The sequence below is a fragment of the Neobacillus sp. MER 74 genome, assembly GCF_023714155.1.
This window is the reverse complement of the sequence record NZ_JAMAUV010000006.1, coordinates 118,422-137,184: the sequence shown is the minus strand read 5'-3', so window position 1 is coordinate 137,184 and position 18,763 is coordinate 118,422. Positions and strand designations below refer to the sequence as shown.

The following is an 18,763-nucleotide window of genomic DNA, read 5'->3' as shown; positions in this document are numbered from 1 at the left end:
GGGGATAGGATAGATGGGTACAACATTACAACAAAGAAAACCACCATATTTAATGATCGCAATCTTATTTATTGGGGCAATGGTTTCCTTTCTCAATAACTCACTTTTAAATGTAGCGCTGCCATCGATTATGGTGGACTTAAAAATAAAAGATTATTCAACGGTTCAGTGGTTATCGACAGGATATATGCTGGTCAGTGGGATATTAATTCCTGCATCAGCCTTTTTATTAACACGGTTTTCAAATCGTCGCTTATTTATTACATCGATGGCAATTTTTACCCTAGGGACTGCAGTGGCGGCCTTTGCGCCAAACTTTGGACTGCTGCTTACAGGGCGAATGATTCAAGCAGCGGGTTCTTCGGTCATGGGACCTTTATTAATGAATATTATGTTAGTAAGTTTTCCACGTGAACAGCGTGGGACGGCAATGGGTATTTTTGGATTAGTTATGATTACAGCCCCGGCAATTGGCCCTACATTATCAGGTTACATTGTCGAGTACTATGACTGGCGCGTCCTTTTCGAAATGATTTTACCGTTAGCGGTTATTAGTTTATTATTAGCTGTCTGGAAACTTGAAAATGTAATGGAACAAAACAAAAGTGCAAAACTTGATTATACTTCTGTGGTATTATCTAGTATTGGATTTGGTGGCTTGCTATACGGCTTTAGTTCGGCGAGTTCAGATGGATGGACTGATACAATTGTCTTAACTACATTAATCGTGGGTGGGATCGCGCTCCTAGCCTTCATTGTTCGTCAATTAAAAATGAAAGAGCCATTATTAGATTTGCGTGTATACAAGTACCCAATGTTTGCGCTTGGTTCAGTTATTGCGATTGTGAACGCAGTGGCCATGTTCTCTGGTATGATTTTAACACCGGCTTATGTTCAAAATGTACGGGGGATTTCACCACTTGATTCAGGTTTAATGATGCTGCCTGGTGCGATTGTGATGGGGATTATGATGCCCATTACAGGGAAACTGTTTGATAAATTTGGTCCTCGTATTCTAGCGGTAGTCGGACTTGTGGTTACAGCGATTTCAACTTACATGCTAGCAAACTTGCAAATTGATTCTAGTTACACCTATATTGTTCTTGTTTACACATTAAGGATGTTCGGTATGTCAATGGTGATGATGCCAATCATGACAAACGGGCTAAATCAATTACCAACTCGCCTAAATCCACACGGTACAGCGATCAACAATACAGCGCAGCAAGTGTCTGGTTCGATTGGTACCGCTATTCTGATTACGATCATGAATTCAGTGACAAAAACAGAAGCTACCAGCTTAATGGCCGGGGTCGATCCGACAACGCTGACAGAAGCGTCTACTGCTCTATTAACTAAGCAAGCATTATTAGCTGGTATTCAATATTCATTTTATGTTACTCTTGCCATTAATATTGTCGCGCTTGTATTAGCCTTATTCGTTAAACGTGTGGATACAAGTGAAGCAGTGGTCAAACAGTTAGACCAGCAAGAAAACAACCAAATGAAGCCTGCAGCCCTTCAATAGTGACTTTTTTAGGCTGGCTTATCATAATGACGGTAAGCCAGCCTTTTATATTTTGATGCAAAAATCTCTTTTTTAAAAATATCTCCCTAGAATTTGGTTTTGACGGTTGTTTTCACCTATACTATAATTAGAATGTTATGGACAAAAAATTGAGGTGAATTGACTGTGTTTGATCGTCTTCAATCGGTGGAAGATCGCTATGATAAGTTGAATGAACTTTTGAGCGACCCAGAGATTATTAATGATTCAAAAAAACTACGTGATTATTCAAAAGAACAATCTGATATACAAGAAACAGTACAAACGTATCGTGAATATAAAGAGGCGCGCTCACAGCTTCAGGATGCGAAAGCGATGCTGGATGAAAAGCTGGATGCTGAGATGCGTGAAATGGTGAAGGAAGAAGTTAACGAACTGGAAGCGCAAATCGTGGATTTGGAAGCGAAGATGAAGATCTTGTTGATTCCGAAGGATCCGAACGATGACAAAAACGTTATCTTTGAAATCCGCGGTGCAGCGGGCGGAGACGAGGCGGCTTTGTTTGCTGGAAATTTATATCGCATGTACAGCCGTTTTGCGGAAGCGCAAGGCTGGAAGATTGATGTACTTGATGCGAGCCCGACTGGTCTTGGCGGATACAAGGAAATCAGCTTTATGATTAACGGCCAGGGTGCTTATTCGAAATTGAAGTTTGAAAACGGCGCACACCGTGTGCAGCGTGTACCGGAGACGGAATCAAGCGGCCGGATTCATACGTCAACGGCGACAGTGGTTTGTTTGCCTGAAGCAGAAGAGGTAGACGTAGAAATCAATGATAAAGATATCCGTTTTGATGCATTTGCATCGAGCGGCGCCGGCGGACAGTCCGTTAATACGACGATGTCAGCGGTTCGTTTAACGCATATTCCGACGGGGATTGTTGTTTCAATTCAAGATGAGAAATCGCAGCATAAGAATAAGGATAAAGCGATGAAGGTACTACGTGCCCGCATTTATGATAAGTACCAGCAGGAAGCACAAGCGGAGTATGATTCTGTGCGGAAATCAGCGGTTGGTACAGGTGATCGTTCAGAACGGATTCGCACGTACAACTTCCCGCAAAACCGGGTGACGGACCACCGCATCGGCTTAACGATTCAAAAGCTTGATCAAATTTTGGAAGGCAAGCTCGATGATATCATCGATGCGCTGATTATGGATGATCAAGCGCGCAGGCTGGAAGATTCCTCAAATGAGTAAAAAAGTATTCGAAGCTCTTCAATGGGCTTCTTCTTTTTTAGGTCCAGCGGGTCGTGATGCCAATGCGGGAGAGCTTTTGCTGCGCCATTTCACTGGGATGAGCCGGGCACAGTTGTTTGCGAATATGCGTGACGAGTTAGCGCCGGGTGTGTGGGAGGACTTTGAACAAGCGGTTTTTGACCATGCGAAGGGTGTGCCGGTCCAGTATATTATCGGGACAGAGGAGTTTTACGGACGGCCGTTTCTCGTCAATGAAGAGGTACTGATTCCGAGACCGGAAACAGAAGAACTCGTCTACGGCGCCCTCCAACGCATCAAGCGGCTGTTTGGCGGCACGAAACAAGTCATCAAGCTGGCCGACATCGGAACCGGCAGCGGCGCCATCGCCATCACCATGAAACTGGAAGAAGCAGAACTAAGGGCGGTGTCAGGCACCAATAGAACTACGGAAGTAGGGTTAATGGTGTCAGGCACCAATAATGGCACCGATAGTACTGCGGAGCCAGTGTTAATGGTGTCAGGCACCGATATTGCGGAAGCGTCTTTGGCTGTGGCGCGGGAGAATGCGGAGCGGCTTGGGGCTGAGGTGGAGTTTTTGCAGGGGGATTTGCTGGGGCCGTTTTTGGAGAGTGGGACCCGGTTTGATGTGGTTCTCTCGAATCCGCCTTATATTCCGCTCGGGGATATCACGACGATGTCGGAGGTTGTGACGGAGCATGAGCCGCACCGGGCATTGTTTGCGGGGACGGATGGCTTGGATTTTTACCGCCGCTTTATGGTCGAGCTGCCGCAGGTGTTAGAAGCGCGTGCGCTGGTTGGTTTCGAGATTGGGGCCGGTCAGGGCGAAGCGGTAGCGGAGCTTTTGCGAAAGGCCTTTGAAGGCTCCAAAGTGGAGATCGTGAATGATATTAATGGCAGGGACCGGATGGTGTTTGCAGAGATTGGCTTCGGGGCTTAGGCTCCGAGGCTTTTTTGAATTAACGGAAAAATTCCCACACCATAACTCTCTGAAATATATTAAAATTTAATAGTTTAAGATTCTGGCATTTTGTCCAAAATGAAGATATCGAAGGGACGGTGCTAGAATTGAAAAGTAAAATGATTGTTTGGGGATATCTTATCGTTTTATCATTAGGAACGATGTTGAATTTATATATGCCAAAGACGGAAGCAGCACAGAAGGAATCCATTGTGATTCCTGGGGAAGCAATTCGGCTCAGAATTCTAGCGAATAGTGATTTTGAAAAGGATCAAGCGATTAAGCGGAAGGTACGCGATGCAGTGAATGCGCAGATTACACTGTGGGTACAGGATTTAACGTCGATGGAAGAGGCAAGAAAGGTCATTAATGCGAAGCTTCCTGAGATTCAAACAATTTCGGAAAAGGTGGTTCGTGACCAAGGGTCGACGCAGTCGGTGAAAGTCGAATTTGGTAAGGTTCAGTTTCCAACGAAATTATATGGTCAATTTTTATACCCAGCAGGAGAATATCAAGCGATTTTAATTACATTAGGTGAAGGTGAAGGTGCGAACTGGTGGTGCGTGCTTTATCCTCCATTATGCTTCCTTGACTTTTCAAATGGTGTAGCTGTAAGTGATGGGTTTGAAGAGAAGAAGGCAAAAGCAAAAACAGTGAAGGCAAAAACAGCGAAAGCGGAAAAGCCGCTGGCGAAGGTGGAAAAGGGGAAAGAAAAGGCAAACGAGACGGATAATGAAGAAAAAGTGGCCGTGGTTAAGGATGAGTCGGAGAGTAAAGTAGCTAAGGTGAACGAGGAAACCGTGGTAAAGGAAGAAAAAGCGGCTGTGCAACACGAACCTGTTGCAGAGAAGAAAGAAAAAGTTGTTGAGAAAAAAGATCAAGTCGTGAAAAAGCCGGAAAGGCTGATTGAAAAAGAGAAGCCTGTGTTCAATGAGATTATGATTGAGGACGAGGGAGAGTCTGTGGAAGTGGCTAAGAAGGAAGCGCCTGTGTATACTTCCGAAGATGAAAAGCCGGTAGAAGTGAAGTTTTTCGTAGTAGAGATGTGGGAGAAGATGTTTAACTAGACCAGTTCCAATCGAGGAGCTGGTTTTTTGTGTTATGAATAAATTTACTAGATTCCTGAATCTAGCGGTTCTATTTGTTCTAGTTCATCCATATTCATAGAGTAGAATCTTAAAAAGAGGTGGATGATTGGATGCAGGCATTGATTCGCAGGGCTAAAAAAGAGGACTTGGGCAATTTACAGGCGTTCTTATCGAGGGCGGGGCTGGGGACGGATGGATTAAATGACGATTCGATTGACTATTTTCTGCTGTTAGAGAGTGAAGATGGAACATTAAAGGGGACGCTTGGGATGGAGGCGTACACGGAATTTGGACTATTGCGTTCCCTTGTGGTGGCACCTGGACAAGCGGAGAAGGAAATCTTCGTCCTATTTGATCAAATGGTCCAATTGGCGAATGAAAAGGGGATGAAAGATTTGTTTTTGGCAACAAATAAGAGTGTGGCTTTACCGTTTTTTGAGTTAATGGGCTTTCAGAGAGTTGAACGGGAGGAATTACCTAGCGAATTTTATCAGTCAGAACATATTCGACACGTTTTAAATGTGGATAACTCATTATTTTTAAAATTTTCATTGTAATTGTGGATATATCCACAAAGTTATCCACTTTTTCACGGAAGTTGTGCACAATTTGTGGATAAGGCTTGTATTTATACACAGCTTCTTTTATACTTTCAAACGTATTAAGTGAAAAATATGAGTCTAGGTGACTAAATTCGCCAAATTTCGCTAGTAGACTCGCTTGAGATAAAGGTGGATAACTATGAACACGAAAGTTTGGAAAGTGGATAAATATGTGGATAAACTTGAAAATAATCCACAAGTTGTGGATGCAGCGAATTTTTTAAGGGATAACGAAGTGGTCGCTTTGCCGACGGAGACAGTCTATGGCCTGGGCGGGAATGCGAAAAGTGATGCGGCAGTGGAAAAGATTTTTGCCGCGAAAGGCAGACCGAGTGATAATCCACTGATTATCCACATTGCTGAAAAAAATCAGTTGAGTGAGTTTGTGGCTGAGGTACCGGAGAAAGCGGAGCGATTAATAGAAGGTTTTTGGCCGGGCCCGTTGACGATTATTTTTAAAAAGAAAGAGGGCGTCCTTTCGGAAATAGCAACAGCAGGCTTAGCGACGGTTGCGGTCAGGATGCCGGACCACCCTGTTGCGCTGGCGCTGTTGAAAAGTTGTGGATTGCCGATTGCGGCGCCGAGTGCGAACAGTTCGGGCAAGCCGAGTCCAACGACAGCCGATCATGTTTTGGACGACTTAAATGGAAAAATTGCTGGTGTGATTGACGGCGGTGCCACAGGAATTGGCGTGGAATCAACAGTGGTTGATTGTACGGAGTCCATACCGGTGATTTTGCGGCCAGGCGGGGTAACGAAAGAACAACTCGAATCCGTTGTGGGTGTGGTTCATGTCGATGCTGCGTTAACCGATGAAGCGGCACGGCCGAAGGCACCAGGTATGAAATACCGCCACTACGCCCCGAATGCCCCACTTTTTATGGTGTCAGGCACCACGGAATTTCTTCAAGGTTTAGTAGAAGAAAAGCGGCAGGAAGGGTTGCGGGTCGGAGTGCTGACGACGGAAGAGAATGCCCGGTTGTTCGAGGCTGATGTGGTGCTTGCGTGCGGGAAGCGGGCAGAGCTGGAAACAGTGGCCGCCGCACTTTATGACACGTTACGAAGATTTAATCAGGAAAAGGTCGACGTTATTTTTAGTGAAATCTTTCCGAACGCAGGTGTCGGACATGCCATCATGAACCGCCTTCAAAAAGCTGCGGGAAATAAATTGATTACAGAATAACACAGCCACCAGGTTCTCTCTTAATAGGGGACTGGTGGTTTTTTGGTGTCTTTTTTGGGGTGTCATTTTTGGTGTCAGGCACCATTAATCATATGAAGACGATGGAAAGGGTGTCAGGCACCATATGTGACGAAGGTTCCGCTTTCCCAGCTTGACTTCTAAATTTGTTTGGACGTGCATATGCTTAGTTTAGTTAGTCCAAGGGGGCGGGGTCCGAATGTCTGAGATGATTAGTGAATTGATAACTTTGATGTTAATGGCGTTTGCGCTAGGGATGGATGCATTTTCAGTCGGGCTTGGCATGGGAATGTACAAACTTCGGCTTAAGAAAATATTCAATATCGGCCTAACAATAGGCTTGTTCCACGTTTGGATGCCGCTTTTAGGGTTGCTTGCTGGGAAATTTTTATCGGATAAGTTTGGTACGTTTGCAACCTTTATCGGCGGTTTTCTGTTGATTTTGCTCGGTATACAAATGGTCTGGTCAACCCTTAAAAAGGGGGACGAGAAGGTCATTTCCCCTGTTGGCTTTGGCTTGTTGATCTTTGCCTTGAGTGTAAGTCTGGATAGTTTTTCTGTTGGTCTTACTTTAGGTATTTATGGTGCGAAGACAATCATGGTGATTATCTGTTTTGGCATCATGGCAACCGTGCAAACGTGGTTAGGATTACTGCTCGGCCGGAAGATGCAGGGCTGGGTGGGGGCCTATAGTGAAGCGCTTGGCGGCGCGATTCTCCTTGCATTTGGGATAAAGCTGCTTGCTCCGTTCTTGTAAGGAGGAAATCCTTTGCGTACCTATGGTAAAATCATTACATAAGAATCATGCAAAAAGGAGGCACACACATTGCAGCGCATTTTATTTGTATGCACAGGAAATACCTGTAGAAGTCCAATGGCAGAAGCGATTTTGAAAAATAAACAAATGGACGAGATTGAAGTGAGGTCCGCAGGAATCTATGCAGCGAACGGTAGTGAGGCATCCACACATGCGAAAAAGGTGCTCGAGGACAATGGGATCGCGCATAATCACCGTTCCAGCTTGTTAACCGGTGTCGATGTCAATTGGGCCGACCTCATCCTCACTATGACGTCTTCACACAAGATGGCGATTCTCCAGCAATACCCAGAGGTGAGCCATAAGGTCTTTACCTTAAAGGAATACAGCGGGGAAGGCTTCAATTCAGATGTGGTCGATCCTTATGGCGGCTCCCTGGCGATGTATGAGCAAACCTTTCGTGAACTAGATGAATTAATTGACAAGGCCATTGGAAAACTAAAGTAATACTTGATGGAATGCTCTCTTTCTTTAGAAGAGGGCTTTTATTTTTGAACAGGGAACTTTCTATTTCAGCGAGGGTATGTCAAAATAAATCAGGAGAGCGGAAGTGTCCATTTGTTGTTGGGCCTGCGCTGGGACATACATAATAGCAAAAGGAAAACAGGAGGGATTTTTCATGAAAGTAGCTTTAGCATCAGACCATGGCGGGGTTAATCTTCGCAAAGAAATTGCCAGCCTACTCGTAGAGCTTGGCATTGAATACCAAGATTTTGGCTGTGAGTGCGAAACTTCGGTCGATTATCCAGATTATGCACTGCCGGTCGCTGAAAAAGTGGCGAAGGGTGAATTTGACCGCGGCATCCTGATTTGTGGGACGGGGATTGGCATGAGCATTGCGGCCAACAAAGTAAAAGGAATTCGCTGTGCATTGGTTCATGATACCTTTAGTGCGAAAGCAACGCGCGCCCATAATGATTCCAATATCTTAGCGATGGGCGAACGCGTCATTGGTCCTGGCTTGGCCCGTGATATTGCCCAAGTTTGGCTGACCGGTGAATTCGAAGGCGGCCGCCATGCTGGCCGGGTCGGTAAAATTGGCGAATACGAGGATAAGCACCTTTAATTCACTTAGATCAAGAGTCGAATGCGAAATCTGTTAGGGGGTAAGGCTTATGATTCAAGAAAGTGAAAAAGAGCTGGAAGCAGTTTTAGCAGAATTCAAAGAACAGGCCAATTTGAGACCGGGACAGCTGCTTGTGGTCGGCTGCAGTACCAGTGAAGTGATTGGGGAGCGAATTGGAACCTCTGGGACAGTCGAAGTCGCGGAAATGATTTTTCGCGGCTTGAAAAAACTTCAAGTGGACACAGGGATTGATCTGGCGTTCCAGTGCTGTGAGCATTTAAATCGAGCCTTGGTTGTTGAACGGACGGTGGCAGCTGCAAAACACTTTGACGAGGTTTCGGTTGTCCCTGTCCGAAAAGCAGGCGGGGCAATGGCAACCTATGCCTTTGGGGAGCTGGAGGATGCAGTCGTGGTGGAGTTCGTGAAGGCAGATGCCGGAATCGACATTGGCAATACCTTGATTGGTATGCACCTAAAACATGTAGCCGTTCCTGTCCGGGTGACCCAAAAAAAGATTGGACAAGCCCATGTAACGCTCGCCAAAGTGCGTCCGAAACTAATTGGCGGGGCGCGCGCTGTCTATGAGCGCAATCAAGAAAACTCAAGCTGTTCATAAAAGACATGGGTGTCAGGCACCATCATTCAGGCTTGTATATATGATGGCAAATTATGATAGAATAATTAGTTTAATACCGAAAACACGAACATTACTGTCAGAAAAAATATTTTTATTCGTGAAATAAGGTTGGAGTGCATAGAAACGCTCGCTTTGGGTTAAAAAAATAATTAAAATACGAAAAATGTTTCTCTTTTAATTTATGAGTGTTTCATGCTAAAATAAAAAAGAATTTTTGAAATTGTAAATAGTAGTCACTCACATACAAGGGGGATTTTTTGTCATGAAGCATTTGCCTCAAGCGGATGAACAGGTTTTTCAAGCGATTCAAAAAGAATTAGGTCGTCAACGCTCTAAGATTGAATTAATTGCCTCAGAAAACTTTGTTAGCGAAGCAGTCATGGAAGCACAAGGCTCTGTGTTAACGAACAAATATGCAGAAGGCTATCCTAACCGTCGTTATTATGGCGGCTGTGAATATGTCGATATTGTTGAAGACTTGGCCCGCAACCGTGCGAAGGAAATTTTCGGTGCGGAATATGTGAACGTGCAGCCGCACTCAGGTGCCCAAGCCAATATGGCAGTATACTTCACGGTGCTTGAGCAAGGCGACACGGTTCTTGGAATGAACTTATCCCACGGCGGCCACTTAACACACGGCAGTCCGGTTAACTTCAGTGGTGTTCAGTATAACTTTGTTGAGTATGGCGTAGATGAAACAACTCAACGCATCAACTATGATGATGTTCGTGCAAAAGCACTTGAACACAAGCCAAAGATGATTGTTGCTGGGGCAAGTGCCTACCCGCGTGCGATCGATTTCGCGAAGTTCCGCGAGATTGCTGATGAAGTCGGCGCATACTTAATGGTTGATATGGCGCACATCGCCGGCCTTGTTGCGGCAGGTTTGCACCAAAACCCAGTTCCATATGCAGATTTCGTGACTACAACAACGCATAAAACATTGCGCGGTCCACGCGGCGGGATGATCCTTTGCAAAGAGGAATTTGGCAAGAAGATTGATAAATCTATCTTCCCTGGAATCCAAGGCGGTCCATTGATGCATGTCATCGCAGCTAAAGCCGTTGCGTTTGGCGAAGCACTTCAAGACAGCTTTAAAGATTATGCAGGCCAAATTATTGCCAACGCTCAGCGCCTGGCTGAGAGTCTTCAAAAGGAAGGCTTGCAGTTAGTTTCCGGCGGTACGGACAACCACCTTTTATTAGTGGACGTAACGACGCTTGGATTAACTGGCAAGGTTGCTGAAAAAGTCCTTGATGAAGTTGGTATCACAGTGAATAAAAACACGATTCCATTTGATCAACAAAGCCCGTTCGTAACAAGCGGTATCCGTATCGGAACGGCGGCAGTTACAAGCCGTGGCTTTGCTGAAGCAGAAATGGACGAAATTGCTTCAATTATCGCGTTTACTTTGAAAAATCATGAAGATGAAGCGAAGCTTGAGGAAGCAGCGGGACGTGTCGAAGCTTTAACAGGCAAATTTACCCTATATCCGGAATATTAATAAGAAAAGCGCAAGCGCCTTGTTCAGGGGCGACAGGCATAAGACGAGCCGGCTTGAAGGTTGCTTTTTAACCTTCAGGACGGATTGGCTTATGACCCCGAGCCCCTAGGCGCTGGAGCTAGACAGTTTCATCTAAGAATCGGCCTCCTAGCAGGCCGATTTTTTTTGAAAAATCTAACTAGTTATTCTGATTTGCTCATTGGATTGTTTTTCTGTAAAATGAGACGAAGTGTTTGTTAATTTAATAAAAGGGGCGATTATTGTGGCCAAGGTATTCGTTTTCGACCATCCATTAATTCAGCATAAGCTAACTTACATACGTGATAAAAACACAGGAACAAAGGAATTCCGCGAGCTTGTCGATGAAGTTGCCACACTGATGGCATTTGAAATCACAAGAGACATGTCGCTTGAAGATATTGATATCGAAACACCTGTCTGTTCGACGAAATCCAAGGTATTATCGGGTAAAAAAATGGGCGTTGTGCCGATTTTACGTGCAGGAATCGGTATGGTCGATGGTATTTTAAAATTAATCCCAGCTGCAAAAGTGGGCCATATCGGTTTATACCGTGACCCGGAAACTTTGATGCCGGTTGAATATTACATTAAGCTGCCAAGCGATGTCGAAGAGAGAGATTTCATTGTGGTTGATCCAATGCTGGCAACTGGCGGTTCAGCGGTTGAAGCGATTCGCTCTTTGAAAAAGCGCGGCGCAAAACATATTAAGTTTATGTGTCTAATTGCAGCACCAGAAGGCGTAGAGGCAGTCAAGGAAGCCCACCCTGATGTCGATATCTATATTGCGGCATTAGATGAGAAATTGAATGACCACGGCTACATTGTCCCAGGTTTAGGTGACGCTGGGGACCGGTTGTTTGGTACGAAATAGGATCCTTCCTGAAAAAAGTCGAGAAATTACTCGGCTTTTTTTGTTTTTCGCTAAAAATTTGATATCTATATAAAATTGCAGCTTATAATAATAGGTCATCGTTGGATTATGAACGACTTCACTCTTTATTGGCGAAGGCTTGATACCTTTTGAGCGAATTCTAGAGTGTAATGAGCGAATCTTAGGAAGTAATGGGCGAATTTAGTGCGTCAATGAGCGAATTTAAAAAATATCCATTTTTGCATACTTTCCCCCCTCAATGAAAACGATATGGAAAAAGGGGAAATCTGCTGATGAAACTTCTACTGGCATTACTGCTAGCTTTTCAAACTCCTAAAATACTCATTCATCCTTCCATTACCGATAGCACGCAGGAAACCACTGCGATTATTATCCTGGACAAACCGCACACCGACCAGGAAATCCGTCAGCTCCTACAACCTTACAAAGGCGTGAAGCTGCGCCGAATATATCACGAGGCACTGGATGGTTTCTCTGTCCAAGGCAGCGCCGCCTCCCTCGCAAAACTCGCAGCGACGAGCCAGAAACAAATCACCAATGTCTCACCGGTCATCCAGTATCAGGCTGAGACCGAGGAAAGTGTGGAGATTATTGGCGGGGAGGAAGTCCGCAAATTTTTCGATCATAAAAATCAACGACTTACCGGAAAAGGAGTCACGGTGGGGGTGATTGATACTGGCGTCGACTATACGCATCCGGACCTCAAGCGAAACTATGCCGGCGGCCGCGATTTGGTCGACAATGACCGTGATCCGATGGAGACGCTTGCCCTCGGTAAGGCGACCATCCACGGGACCCATGTCGCAGGGATCATTGCGGCCAATGGAAAAATCAAGGGCGTCGCCCCGGAGGCAAGAATTGTCGCGTACCGGGCGCTTGGACCGGGCGGGGGAGGGACAACAGAGCAGGTACTGGCCGCGATTGACCAAGCCATCAAGGATAAAGTCGATATTGTTAATCTTTCCCTCGGAAATGATATTAATGGGCCAGACCTGCCGATCAGCCTTGCCCTTAACCGTGCGGTCGACCGCGGCATCGTGGCGGTGGCGGCCTCGGGGAATTCTGGGCCCAATGTGTGGAGCGTCGGCTCACCAGGAACGGCCTCGAAAGCAATCTCGGTGGGGGCATCAACGCCTACCCTCGAGACTCCATATATATCTATAGTAGGAAGTCGGGAACAATTCCAAATTGAGCCGATGGAAGGCTCGGCCACGTGGAATCTTGACCGTTCCGTAGACGTAGCGGATGGAGGGCTCGGACGGCCTGATGAACTGAAACATGTCGATGGGAAAATTGCCCTCATCGAACGAGGCGTCCTAACGTTCACACAAAAAGCAGAAAATGCCCAAAAAGCGGGGGCAAAAGCGGTGCTGATCTACAATAATGTCAGCGGGGGCCGCTTCATGGGAAACCTGGACTCTCAGCTGACCATCCCTGTTGGAGCACTCGCGAAGGGTGACGGAGTAATTTTACAAAGAGAAATAAAAAAACAAACGACCGCGGCAAGGGTAGTGGTTAGCGAAGAGCGGGATCAGCTCGCCGACTTCAGCTCGCGCGGCCCTGTGACAGGCTCATGGGAAATTAAGCCGGATATTGTTGCACCAGGGGTCGCCATTAATTCGACGATTCCGGGCGGCTACCTGTCTTTGCAGGGGACGAGTATGGCTGCACCGCATGTCGCGGGGGCCTGTGCGCTAATCAAGCAGGCCCATCCGGATTGGTCCCCGGAGCAGATCAAAGCAGCGCTGATGAATACGGCAATACCACTGGCTAAATCAAGCACGGCAACGAATCCTAGACAGAGTTATTACCGCACCTTTGAACAGGGAGCCGGCCGAATTCAAGTGGATCAAGCAATCAAAACGAGCACACTCGTATCGCCTAGCAGTATGCACTTTGGGAAATTTACCGAGCAGAGTGATGTCCAGAAAGTCTCCCTCACTGTGGAAAATACGGGTTCGCATACCCAGACTTATTCGTTCGATATCCCGCCGCACGTCGATGGGCTCCACTGGCGGCTCCCGTTATCGTTTACGCTCGAACCGAAACAAACAAAGGACATCACTGTGGAGTTAACGGTTGACCCGAACGTGTTTATGGGAAAAATACAAGACGGCTTCCTCAAGCTCCATGCAGGGACCGCAACCGTTCGAATTCCGTATCTCTATGTCCTGGAGGAGCCGAACTACCCGCGCGTGATGGGCTTTGATTTTACAAATGGCGACAGACCTGGGCAGTATCGGTATGAGGTGTATTTGCCGGGTGGGGCAGAGGAATTTGGAATAGCGTTGTTTAACCCAGAGGATTATCGCTTTGTCGGCTTTTTAGATACGATTACCAATGTGAAAAAAGGACTAATTCATAGGGACATACCGAAGGAAAAACTTCCACGGGAAGGATCGTATCTGGTGAAAGTTTTTGCGAAAAAAGCAAATAAAGAGGATTTTCTCGAACGGATGATTACAATTGAGAAAACACCAGATGAATAATCATGCCCATTATAGGGGAAATGCCTTCTATATTTATGTACCATAATAAAAGTTCATAAAATTGTACCATTAGTATAATTCTAAACGTTCACAAAATAGACACAAAATAGGCAAATATCCTTCACAATTTACAATACAATAGGGATGTTGGATAAAGTTCTGGAATGGAAAATAATTCAGCGAATACTTTGTGGTATAATTCACGTAAATTCATTGACATTGACAGGGTGCTATTGTATGCTAACAAAGGGTGTAAATGATAGGGTTTTCATGTAAAAATATCTATCTGAAGATAGTATTTTGGCTGTGAATTTTACCATTGCCCGCTTGACTCTCTCTCCAGAGTGAGGATGTGTTTATATGCGTAAAAACAACCGCAATCCATTTCAAGCTATGGCTTTAATGTCCGCAATTGTCTCCCAATTAGTAGGTTCCATTCTAATAGGTATTTTCTCAGGCAGATGGCTGGATCGTCAGTGGGGCACCGAGCCAATTTTCTTAATAATCGGACTGCTCATCGGTCTTGCAGCGGGCACCTATTCTATGCTTTTATCCATCCGCTATTTCTATTCAGGAGAAAAATAACTATGCCAGATTTCAGAGTTATGTACAACAGGCAGCGCAAATGGATTTTTTACTTGTTGTCCATTTATGTTCTAGGCTGGGGCTTCACATCTTATCAAACCGTATTTTTAGGACTGATTCTTGGGACATGCTTCAGTTATCTGAACCTTTGGTTCTTGGTTAGAAAGACGGAGAGTTTTGATAAAAAAGTAACTGAGGGCAAAAAGCCTAAATCCTTAGGGTCGCTCTCGAGAATGGCGATGGCTGGAATTGCCGCGTTAATCGCCTTGAGATATCCAGAGCAATTCAATATGATTTCCTTAGTGGTAGGATTGATGACATCCTATATTGTCATTATGATAGATTATTTTTACCATGCTTTGCATGTACATAAATGAAGCGGAAGCGAGGTGAGTTTACATGCATCATGAGGCTCCAGAGTTTGAATTTATGGGTCTTTGGTTTAATGGCGCAAATATGCTGATGATTACGATAGCTAGTTTAATCGTTTTCTTAATAGCTGTCCTTTCTACACGAAAGTTAGCAATGAAACCCACAGGGATGCAAAACTTCTTTGAATGGGTGATGGACTTTGTAAAAGGGATCATTAACAGCACGATGGACTGGAAAGAAGGCGGAAGATTCCACATCCTTGGAATTACATTAATTATGTATATTTTTGTATCCAATATGTTAGGCCTTCCATTTTCAATCGTGGTTGATGATAAGCTTTGGTGGAAATCACCAACAGCCGACCCAATCATTACTTTGACATTGGCCGTTATGGTATTGGGACTATCCCACTATTATGGCGTCAAGTTAAAAGGTGCAAAGGGTTATGGAGAAGGGTTCTTCGCTCCGATGAAATTCTTATTCCCTTTGAAAATTATTGAGGAATTTGCCAATACGCTGACTCTTGGTCTGCGTCTATATGGTAACATTTACGCTGGCGAGTTGCTTTTATCACTATTAGCAGCAGGATTAGCGCATCAAGGTATTGCCGGTACGATCGCAGCGATTCCGCTGACAATGGTATGGCAAGGGTTCTCTATTTTCGTTGGTACGATCCAAGCTTATATTTTCACAATGTTAACAATGGTTTACTTGGCTCATAAAGTGAGTCACGACCATTAATAATACACCGTTCATTTTTATGAACACTATAAAAAAATAATTTATGTTTCATACATTTAAGGAGGAAAAAAGTAATGACAGGATCAATTGGTGTTTTAGCAGCAGCAATCGCAATCGGTTTAGCAGCAGTAGGAGCAGGTATTGGTAACGGTCTTATCGTAGGACGTACAGTAGAAGGTATCGCTCGTCAACCAGAACATCGTGGTTTACTACAAACAACAATGTTTATCGGGGTTGCGTTAGTTGAAGCATTACCGATTATTGGGGTAGTTATCGCGTTCATGGTATTAAATAAATAATTTTAGGCAAATTTACATTGGCGATGATCAACAAATCTTCGCCATTCATTTATGCGTTTTTTCTATCGTTAAGCAACTCTTGAAAGGAGTGAACCGAGGGTGTTAACAAACAGTTTTGTATTAGCGACTGCTGCGGAAGGCGGCGGCCACATTAATACTGGAGATATCTTCTTCCAGCTCATCGTTTTTATTGTTTTGTTAGCCTTGCTCAAAAAGTTTGCTTGGGGTCCATTAATGGGCATCATGAAACAGCGTGAAGAGCATATTGGTAACGAAATTAGTGCGGCGGAAAACAGCCGTTTAGAAGCACAAAAGATTTTACAAGAGCAGCGCGATCTTTTAAAAGAAGCTCGTAATGATGCTCAAAACCTAATTGAAGGTGCGAAGAAGCAAGGCGATATCCAGCGTGAAGAGATTATCGCAGCGGCCCGCACAGAAGCTGATCGTATGAAAGAATCAGCGAAGCTTGAAATTGAGCAGCAAAAAGAAAAAGCAGTTGCCGCGATTCGTGAGCAAGTTGCGTCCCTGTCTGTATTGATTGCTTCTAAAGTAATTGAAAAACAAATCACTGCAGCAGACCAAGACCAACTGATTAGCGAATATATTAAAGAGGCAGGAGAAGAGCGATGAGCAACTCTATGGTAGCTAAGCGCTATGCGTTGGCTCTTCTAAATATTGCAAAAGAGACGAATTCGCTCGGAGTTATTGAAGAAGAACTTCGTGTAGTGAAGGAAGTTGTACAATACAATCCTGAATTAAAAGCCATCTTAAATTCTTCTAAGCTTTCACTTGAAAAGAAAAAAGAAATTATTAAGACTGCTTTCGCATCAGTTAATGTAAATGTACTCAATACACTGTTGATCTTAATCGACCGCCACCGTGAAGACCAAATCATTGATTTGGCGAATGAATTTTTAGAGCTGGCAAATGAAGAAATGGGCATTGCCGAAGCTGAAGTTTACAGCACACGTGCGTTAACGGATGCAGAACGCGAGGCGATTTCATCTGTATTTGCTGCTAAAATTGGCAAAAAGTCACTAAAAATCGAAAATATCGTAGATTCCAACCTGCTTGGCGGCATCCGCCTCCGCATTGGAAATCGTATATATGACGGGTCATTAAGAGGTAAACTTGATCGTTTAGAACGTAAATTGTTAAGCTAGATTCGAAAGATTAGGGGTGAAACTCATGAGCATCAAAGCTGAAGAAATTAGTTCCCTGATAAAAAAGCAAATTGAAAACTATCAGGCGGAAATTCAAGTAACGGATGTTGGTACAGTTATCTCAATCGGTGACGGTATCGCACGTGTTCATGGCCTAGACAATGTCATGGCTGGAGAACTTGTTGAATTTTCAAATGGCGTTATGGGTATGGCACAAAACCTAGAAGCTAATAACGTCGGTATTATCATTCTTGGACCTTTCACTGAAATCAAAGAAGGTGACGAGGTTCGCCGTACAGGACGCATCATGGAGGTTCCGGTTGGTGAGGAACTTATTGGACGCGTGGTTAACTCCCTTGGACAACCAGTTGATGGTATGGGTCCAATCAACACTACAAAAACACGCCCAGTGGAAGCGGTGGCTCCAGGCGTTATGGCTCGTAAATCCGTTCATGAGCCATTACAAACAGGTATCAAAGCGATTGACGCCCTTGTGCCAATCGGACGTGGTCAACGTGAATTAGTAATCGGTGACCGTCAAACAGGTAAAACATCTGTTGCTATCGATACAATCTTGAACCAAAAAGGTCAAAACATGATCTGTATCTATGTTGCGATCGGTCAGAAAGAATCTACAGTTCGTAACGCCGTTGAAACACTACGTAAATACGGCGCATTAGAATACTCAATCGTTGTTACTGCATCTGCATCACAACCTGCTCCATTGCTTTACTTAGCTCCATATACAGGAGTTTCAATGGCAGAAGAGTTTATGTATGCTGGCAAACACGTATTGATCGTATATGATGATCTTTCTAAACAAGCAGCTGCATACCGTGAGCTTTCCTTGCTGCTTCGTCGTCCTCCAGGTCGTGAAGCATATCCAGGGGATGTATTCTACTTGCACAGCCGTTTACTTGAGCGTGCAGCGAAAATTAACGATACACTTGGTGCTGGTTCAATCACTGCGCTTCCGTTCATTGAAACACAAGCGGGTGACGTTTCAGCGTATATCCCAACAAACGTTATTTCAATCACTGATGGACAAATTTTCTTACAATCTGACTTATTCTTCTCCGGTGTACGTCCGGCGATCAACGCTGGTCTATCCGTATCACGTGTAGGTGGATCTGCACAAATCAAGGCGATGAAAAAGGTATCTGGTACACTAAGACTTGACCTTGCATCATACCGTGAATTAGAAGCATTTGCTCAGTTTGGATCAGACTTAGATAAAGCAACGCAAGCGAAATTGAATCGTGGGGCGCGTACGGTTGAAGTTCTTAAACAAGACCTGCACAAGCCGCTTTCAGTTGAAAAGCAAGTTGCAATCCTTTACGCATTAACACGCGGCTTCCTTGATGATATTCCATTAGAGGATGTACGTCGCTTTGAATCAGAATTCCTTAATTGGTTAGACCACAACCGCAAAGAGTTGTTAGACCATATTACAAAAACGAAGGATCTTCCTTCTGATGACGATATGGCTTCTGCAATCAACGCCTTCAAAAAGACGTTTGCAGTTTCCGAACAATAGGGT

20 protein-coding genes are annotated in these 18,763 nt (G+C 44.7%); all 20 read left to right on the top strand.

Features of this window, described 5'->3' with window-relative positions:
• Positions 1-13: 13 nt before the first annotated feature.
• Positions 14-1,528, top strand: coding sequence for a DHA2 family efflux MFS transporter permease subunit (locus M3610_RS12815; protein WP_251459543.1), 1,515 nt, complete (start codon positions 14-16; stop codon positions 1,526-1,528).
• A gap of 165 nt (positions 1,529-1,693) precedes the next feature.
• The gene (prfA, locus tag M3610_RS12810) at positions 1,694-2,767 is read left to right on the top strand and encodes a peptide chain release factor 1 (protein ID WP_098571537.1); all 1,074 of its coding nucleotides are present in this window, start codon (positions 1,694-1,696) and stop codon (positions 2,765-2,767) included.
• Positions 2,760-3,725, top strand: a complete 966-nt coding sequence (gene prmC / locus M3610_RS12805; protein ID WP_251459541.1) for a peptide chain release factor N(5)-glutamine methyltransferase — start codon at positions 2,760-2,762, stop codon at positions 3,723-3,725. The genes prfA and prmC overlap by 8 nt, the downstream gene beginning before the upstream one ends.
• Before the next feature lie 119 nt (positions 3,726-3,844).
• Positions 3,845-4,813: a stage II sporulation protein R gene (gene spoIIR, locus M3610_RS12800; RefSeq protein ID WP_311315824.1), complete on the top strand. Its 969-nt coding sequence runs from the start codon at positions 3,845-3,847 to the stop codon at positions 4,811-4,813.
• Positions 4,814-4,944: 131 nt separating this feature from the next.
• Complete coding sequence (locus M3610_RS12795) at positions 4,945-5,391, top strand: GNAT family N-acetyltransferase (RefSeq protein WP_098571535.1); 447 nt, start codon at positions 4,945-4,947, stop codon at positions 5,389-5,391.
• Between the two features lie 184 nt (positions 5,392-5,575).
• Complete coding sequence (locus M3610_RS12790; protein WP_098571534.1) at positions 5,576-6,619, top strand: L-threonylcarbamoyladenylate synthase; 1,044 nt, start codon at positions 5,576-5,578, stop codon at positions 6,617-6,619.
• Positions 6,620-6,836: 217 nt separating this feature from the next.
• Complete coding sequence (locus M3610_RS12785) at positions 6,837-7,394, top strand: manganese efflux pump MntP (RefSeq protein WP_098571533.1); 558 nt, start codon at positions 6,837-6,839, stop codon at positions 7,392-7,394.
• A gap of 69 nt (positions 7,395-7,463) precedes the next feature.
• Complete coding sequence (locus M3610_RS12780) at positions 7,464-7,901, top strand: low molecular weight protein arginine phosphatase (protein ID WP_251459537.1); 438 nt, start codon at positions 7,464-7,466, stop codon at positions 7,899-7,901.
• A 172-nt stretch (positions 7,902-8,073) separates the two neighbouring features.
• Positions 8,074-8,520 (top strand): ribose 5-phosphate isomerase B, encoded by a 447-nt coding sequence (rpiB, locus tag M3610_RS12775; protein WP_098571531.1) that lies wholly within the window; start codon positions 8,074-8,076, stop codon positions 8,518-8,520.
• Between the two features lie 49 nt (positions 8,521-8,569).
• A complete protein-coding gene (locus tag M3610_RS12770; RefSeq protein WP_251459535.1) occupies positions 8,570-9,136 on the top strand; it encodes a TIGR01440 family protein in 567 nt (188 codons plus the stop codon).
• Positions 9,137-9,419: 283 nt separating this feature from the next.
• Positions 9,420-10,661, top strand: coding sequence for a serine hydroxymethyltransferase (glyA, locus tag M3610_RS12765; RefSeq protein ID WP_251459533.1), 1,242 nt, complete (start codon positions 9,420-9,422; stop codon positions 10,659-10,661).
• Between the two features lie 262 nt (positions 10,662-10,923).
• On the top strand, positions 10,924-11,553 hold the full coding sequence (upp, locus tag M3610_RS12760) for a uracil phosphoribosyltransferase (protein ID WP_098571528.1): 630 nt from the start codon (positions 10,924-10,926) through the stop codon (positions 11,551-11,553).
• 293 nt (positions 11,554-11,846) lie between these two features.
• Entirely contained in the window at positions 11,847-14,063 is a 2,217-nt protein-coding gene (locus M3610_RS12755) for a S8 family serine peptidase (RefSeq protein ID WP_251459531.1), read from the top strand.
• Positions 14,064-14,423: 360 nt separating this feature from the next.
• Entirely contained in the window at positions 14,424-14,648 is a 225-nt protein-coding gene (locus M3610_RS12750) for an AtpZ/AtpI family protein (protein WP_251459529.1), read from the top strand.
• 2 nt (positions 14,649-14,650) lie between these two features.
• The gene (locus tag M3610_RS12745; RefSeq protein ID WP_098571525.1) at positions 14,651-15,025 is read left to right on the top strand and encodes an ATP synthase subunit I; all 375 of its coding nucleotides are present in this window, start codon (positions 14,651-14,653) and stop codon (positions 15,023-15,025) included.
• 22 nt (positions 15,026-15,047) lie between these two features.
• Positions 15,048-15,761, top strand: coding sequence for a F0F1 ATP synthase subunit A (gene atpB, locus M3610_RS12740; protein WP_098571524.1), 714 nt, complete (start codon positions 15,048-15,050; stop codon positions 15,759-15,761).
• Between the two features lie 74 nt (positions 15,762-15,835).
• Positions 15,836-16,060: a F0F1 ATP synthase subunit C gene (atpE, locus tag M3610_RS12735; protein WP_026568218.1), complete on the top strand. Its 225-nt coding sequence runs from the start codon at positions 15,836-15,838 to the stop codon at positions 16,058-16,060.
• Between the two features lie 99 nt (positions 16,061-16,159).
• A complete protein-coding gene (locus tag M3610_RS12730; protein ID WP_098571523.1) occupies positions 16,160-16,690 on the top strand; it encodes a F0F1 ATP synthase subunit B in 531 nt (176 codons plus the stop codon).
• A complete protein-coding gene (locus tag M3610_RS12725) occupies positions 16,687-17,223 on the top strand; it encodes a F0F1 ATP synthase subunit delta (protein ID WP_098571522.1) in 537 nt (178 codons plus the stop codon). Before M3610_RS12730 ends, M3610_RS12725 begins: the two co-directional genes overlap by 4 nt.
• Before the next feature lie 25 nt (positions 17,224-17,248).
• Positions 17,249-18,760, top strand: coding sequence for a F0F1 ATP synthase subunit alpha (gene atpA, locus M3610_RS12720; protein ID WP_251459528.1), 1,512 nt, complete (start codon positions 17,249-17,251; stop codon positions 18,758-18,760).
• The last annotated feature ends 3 nt before the right edge of the window (positions 18,761-18,763 follow it).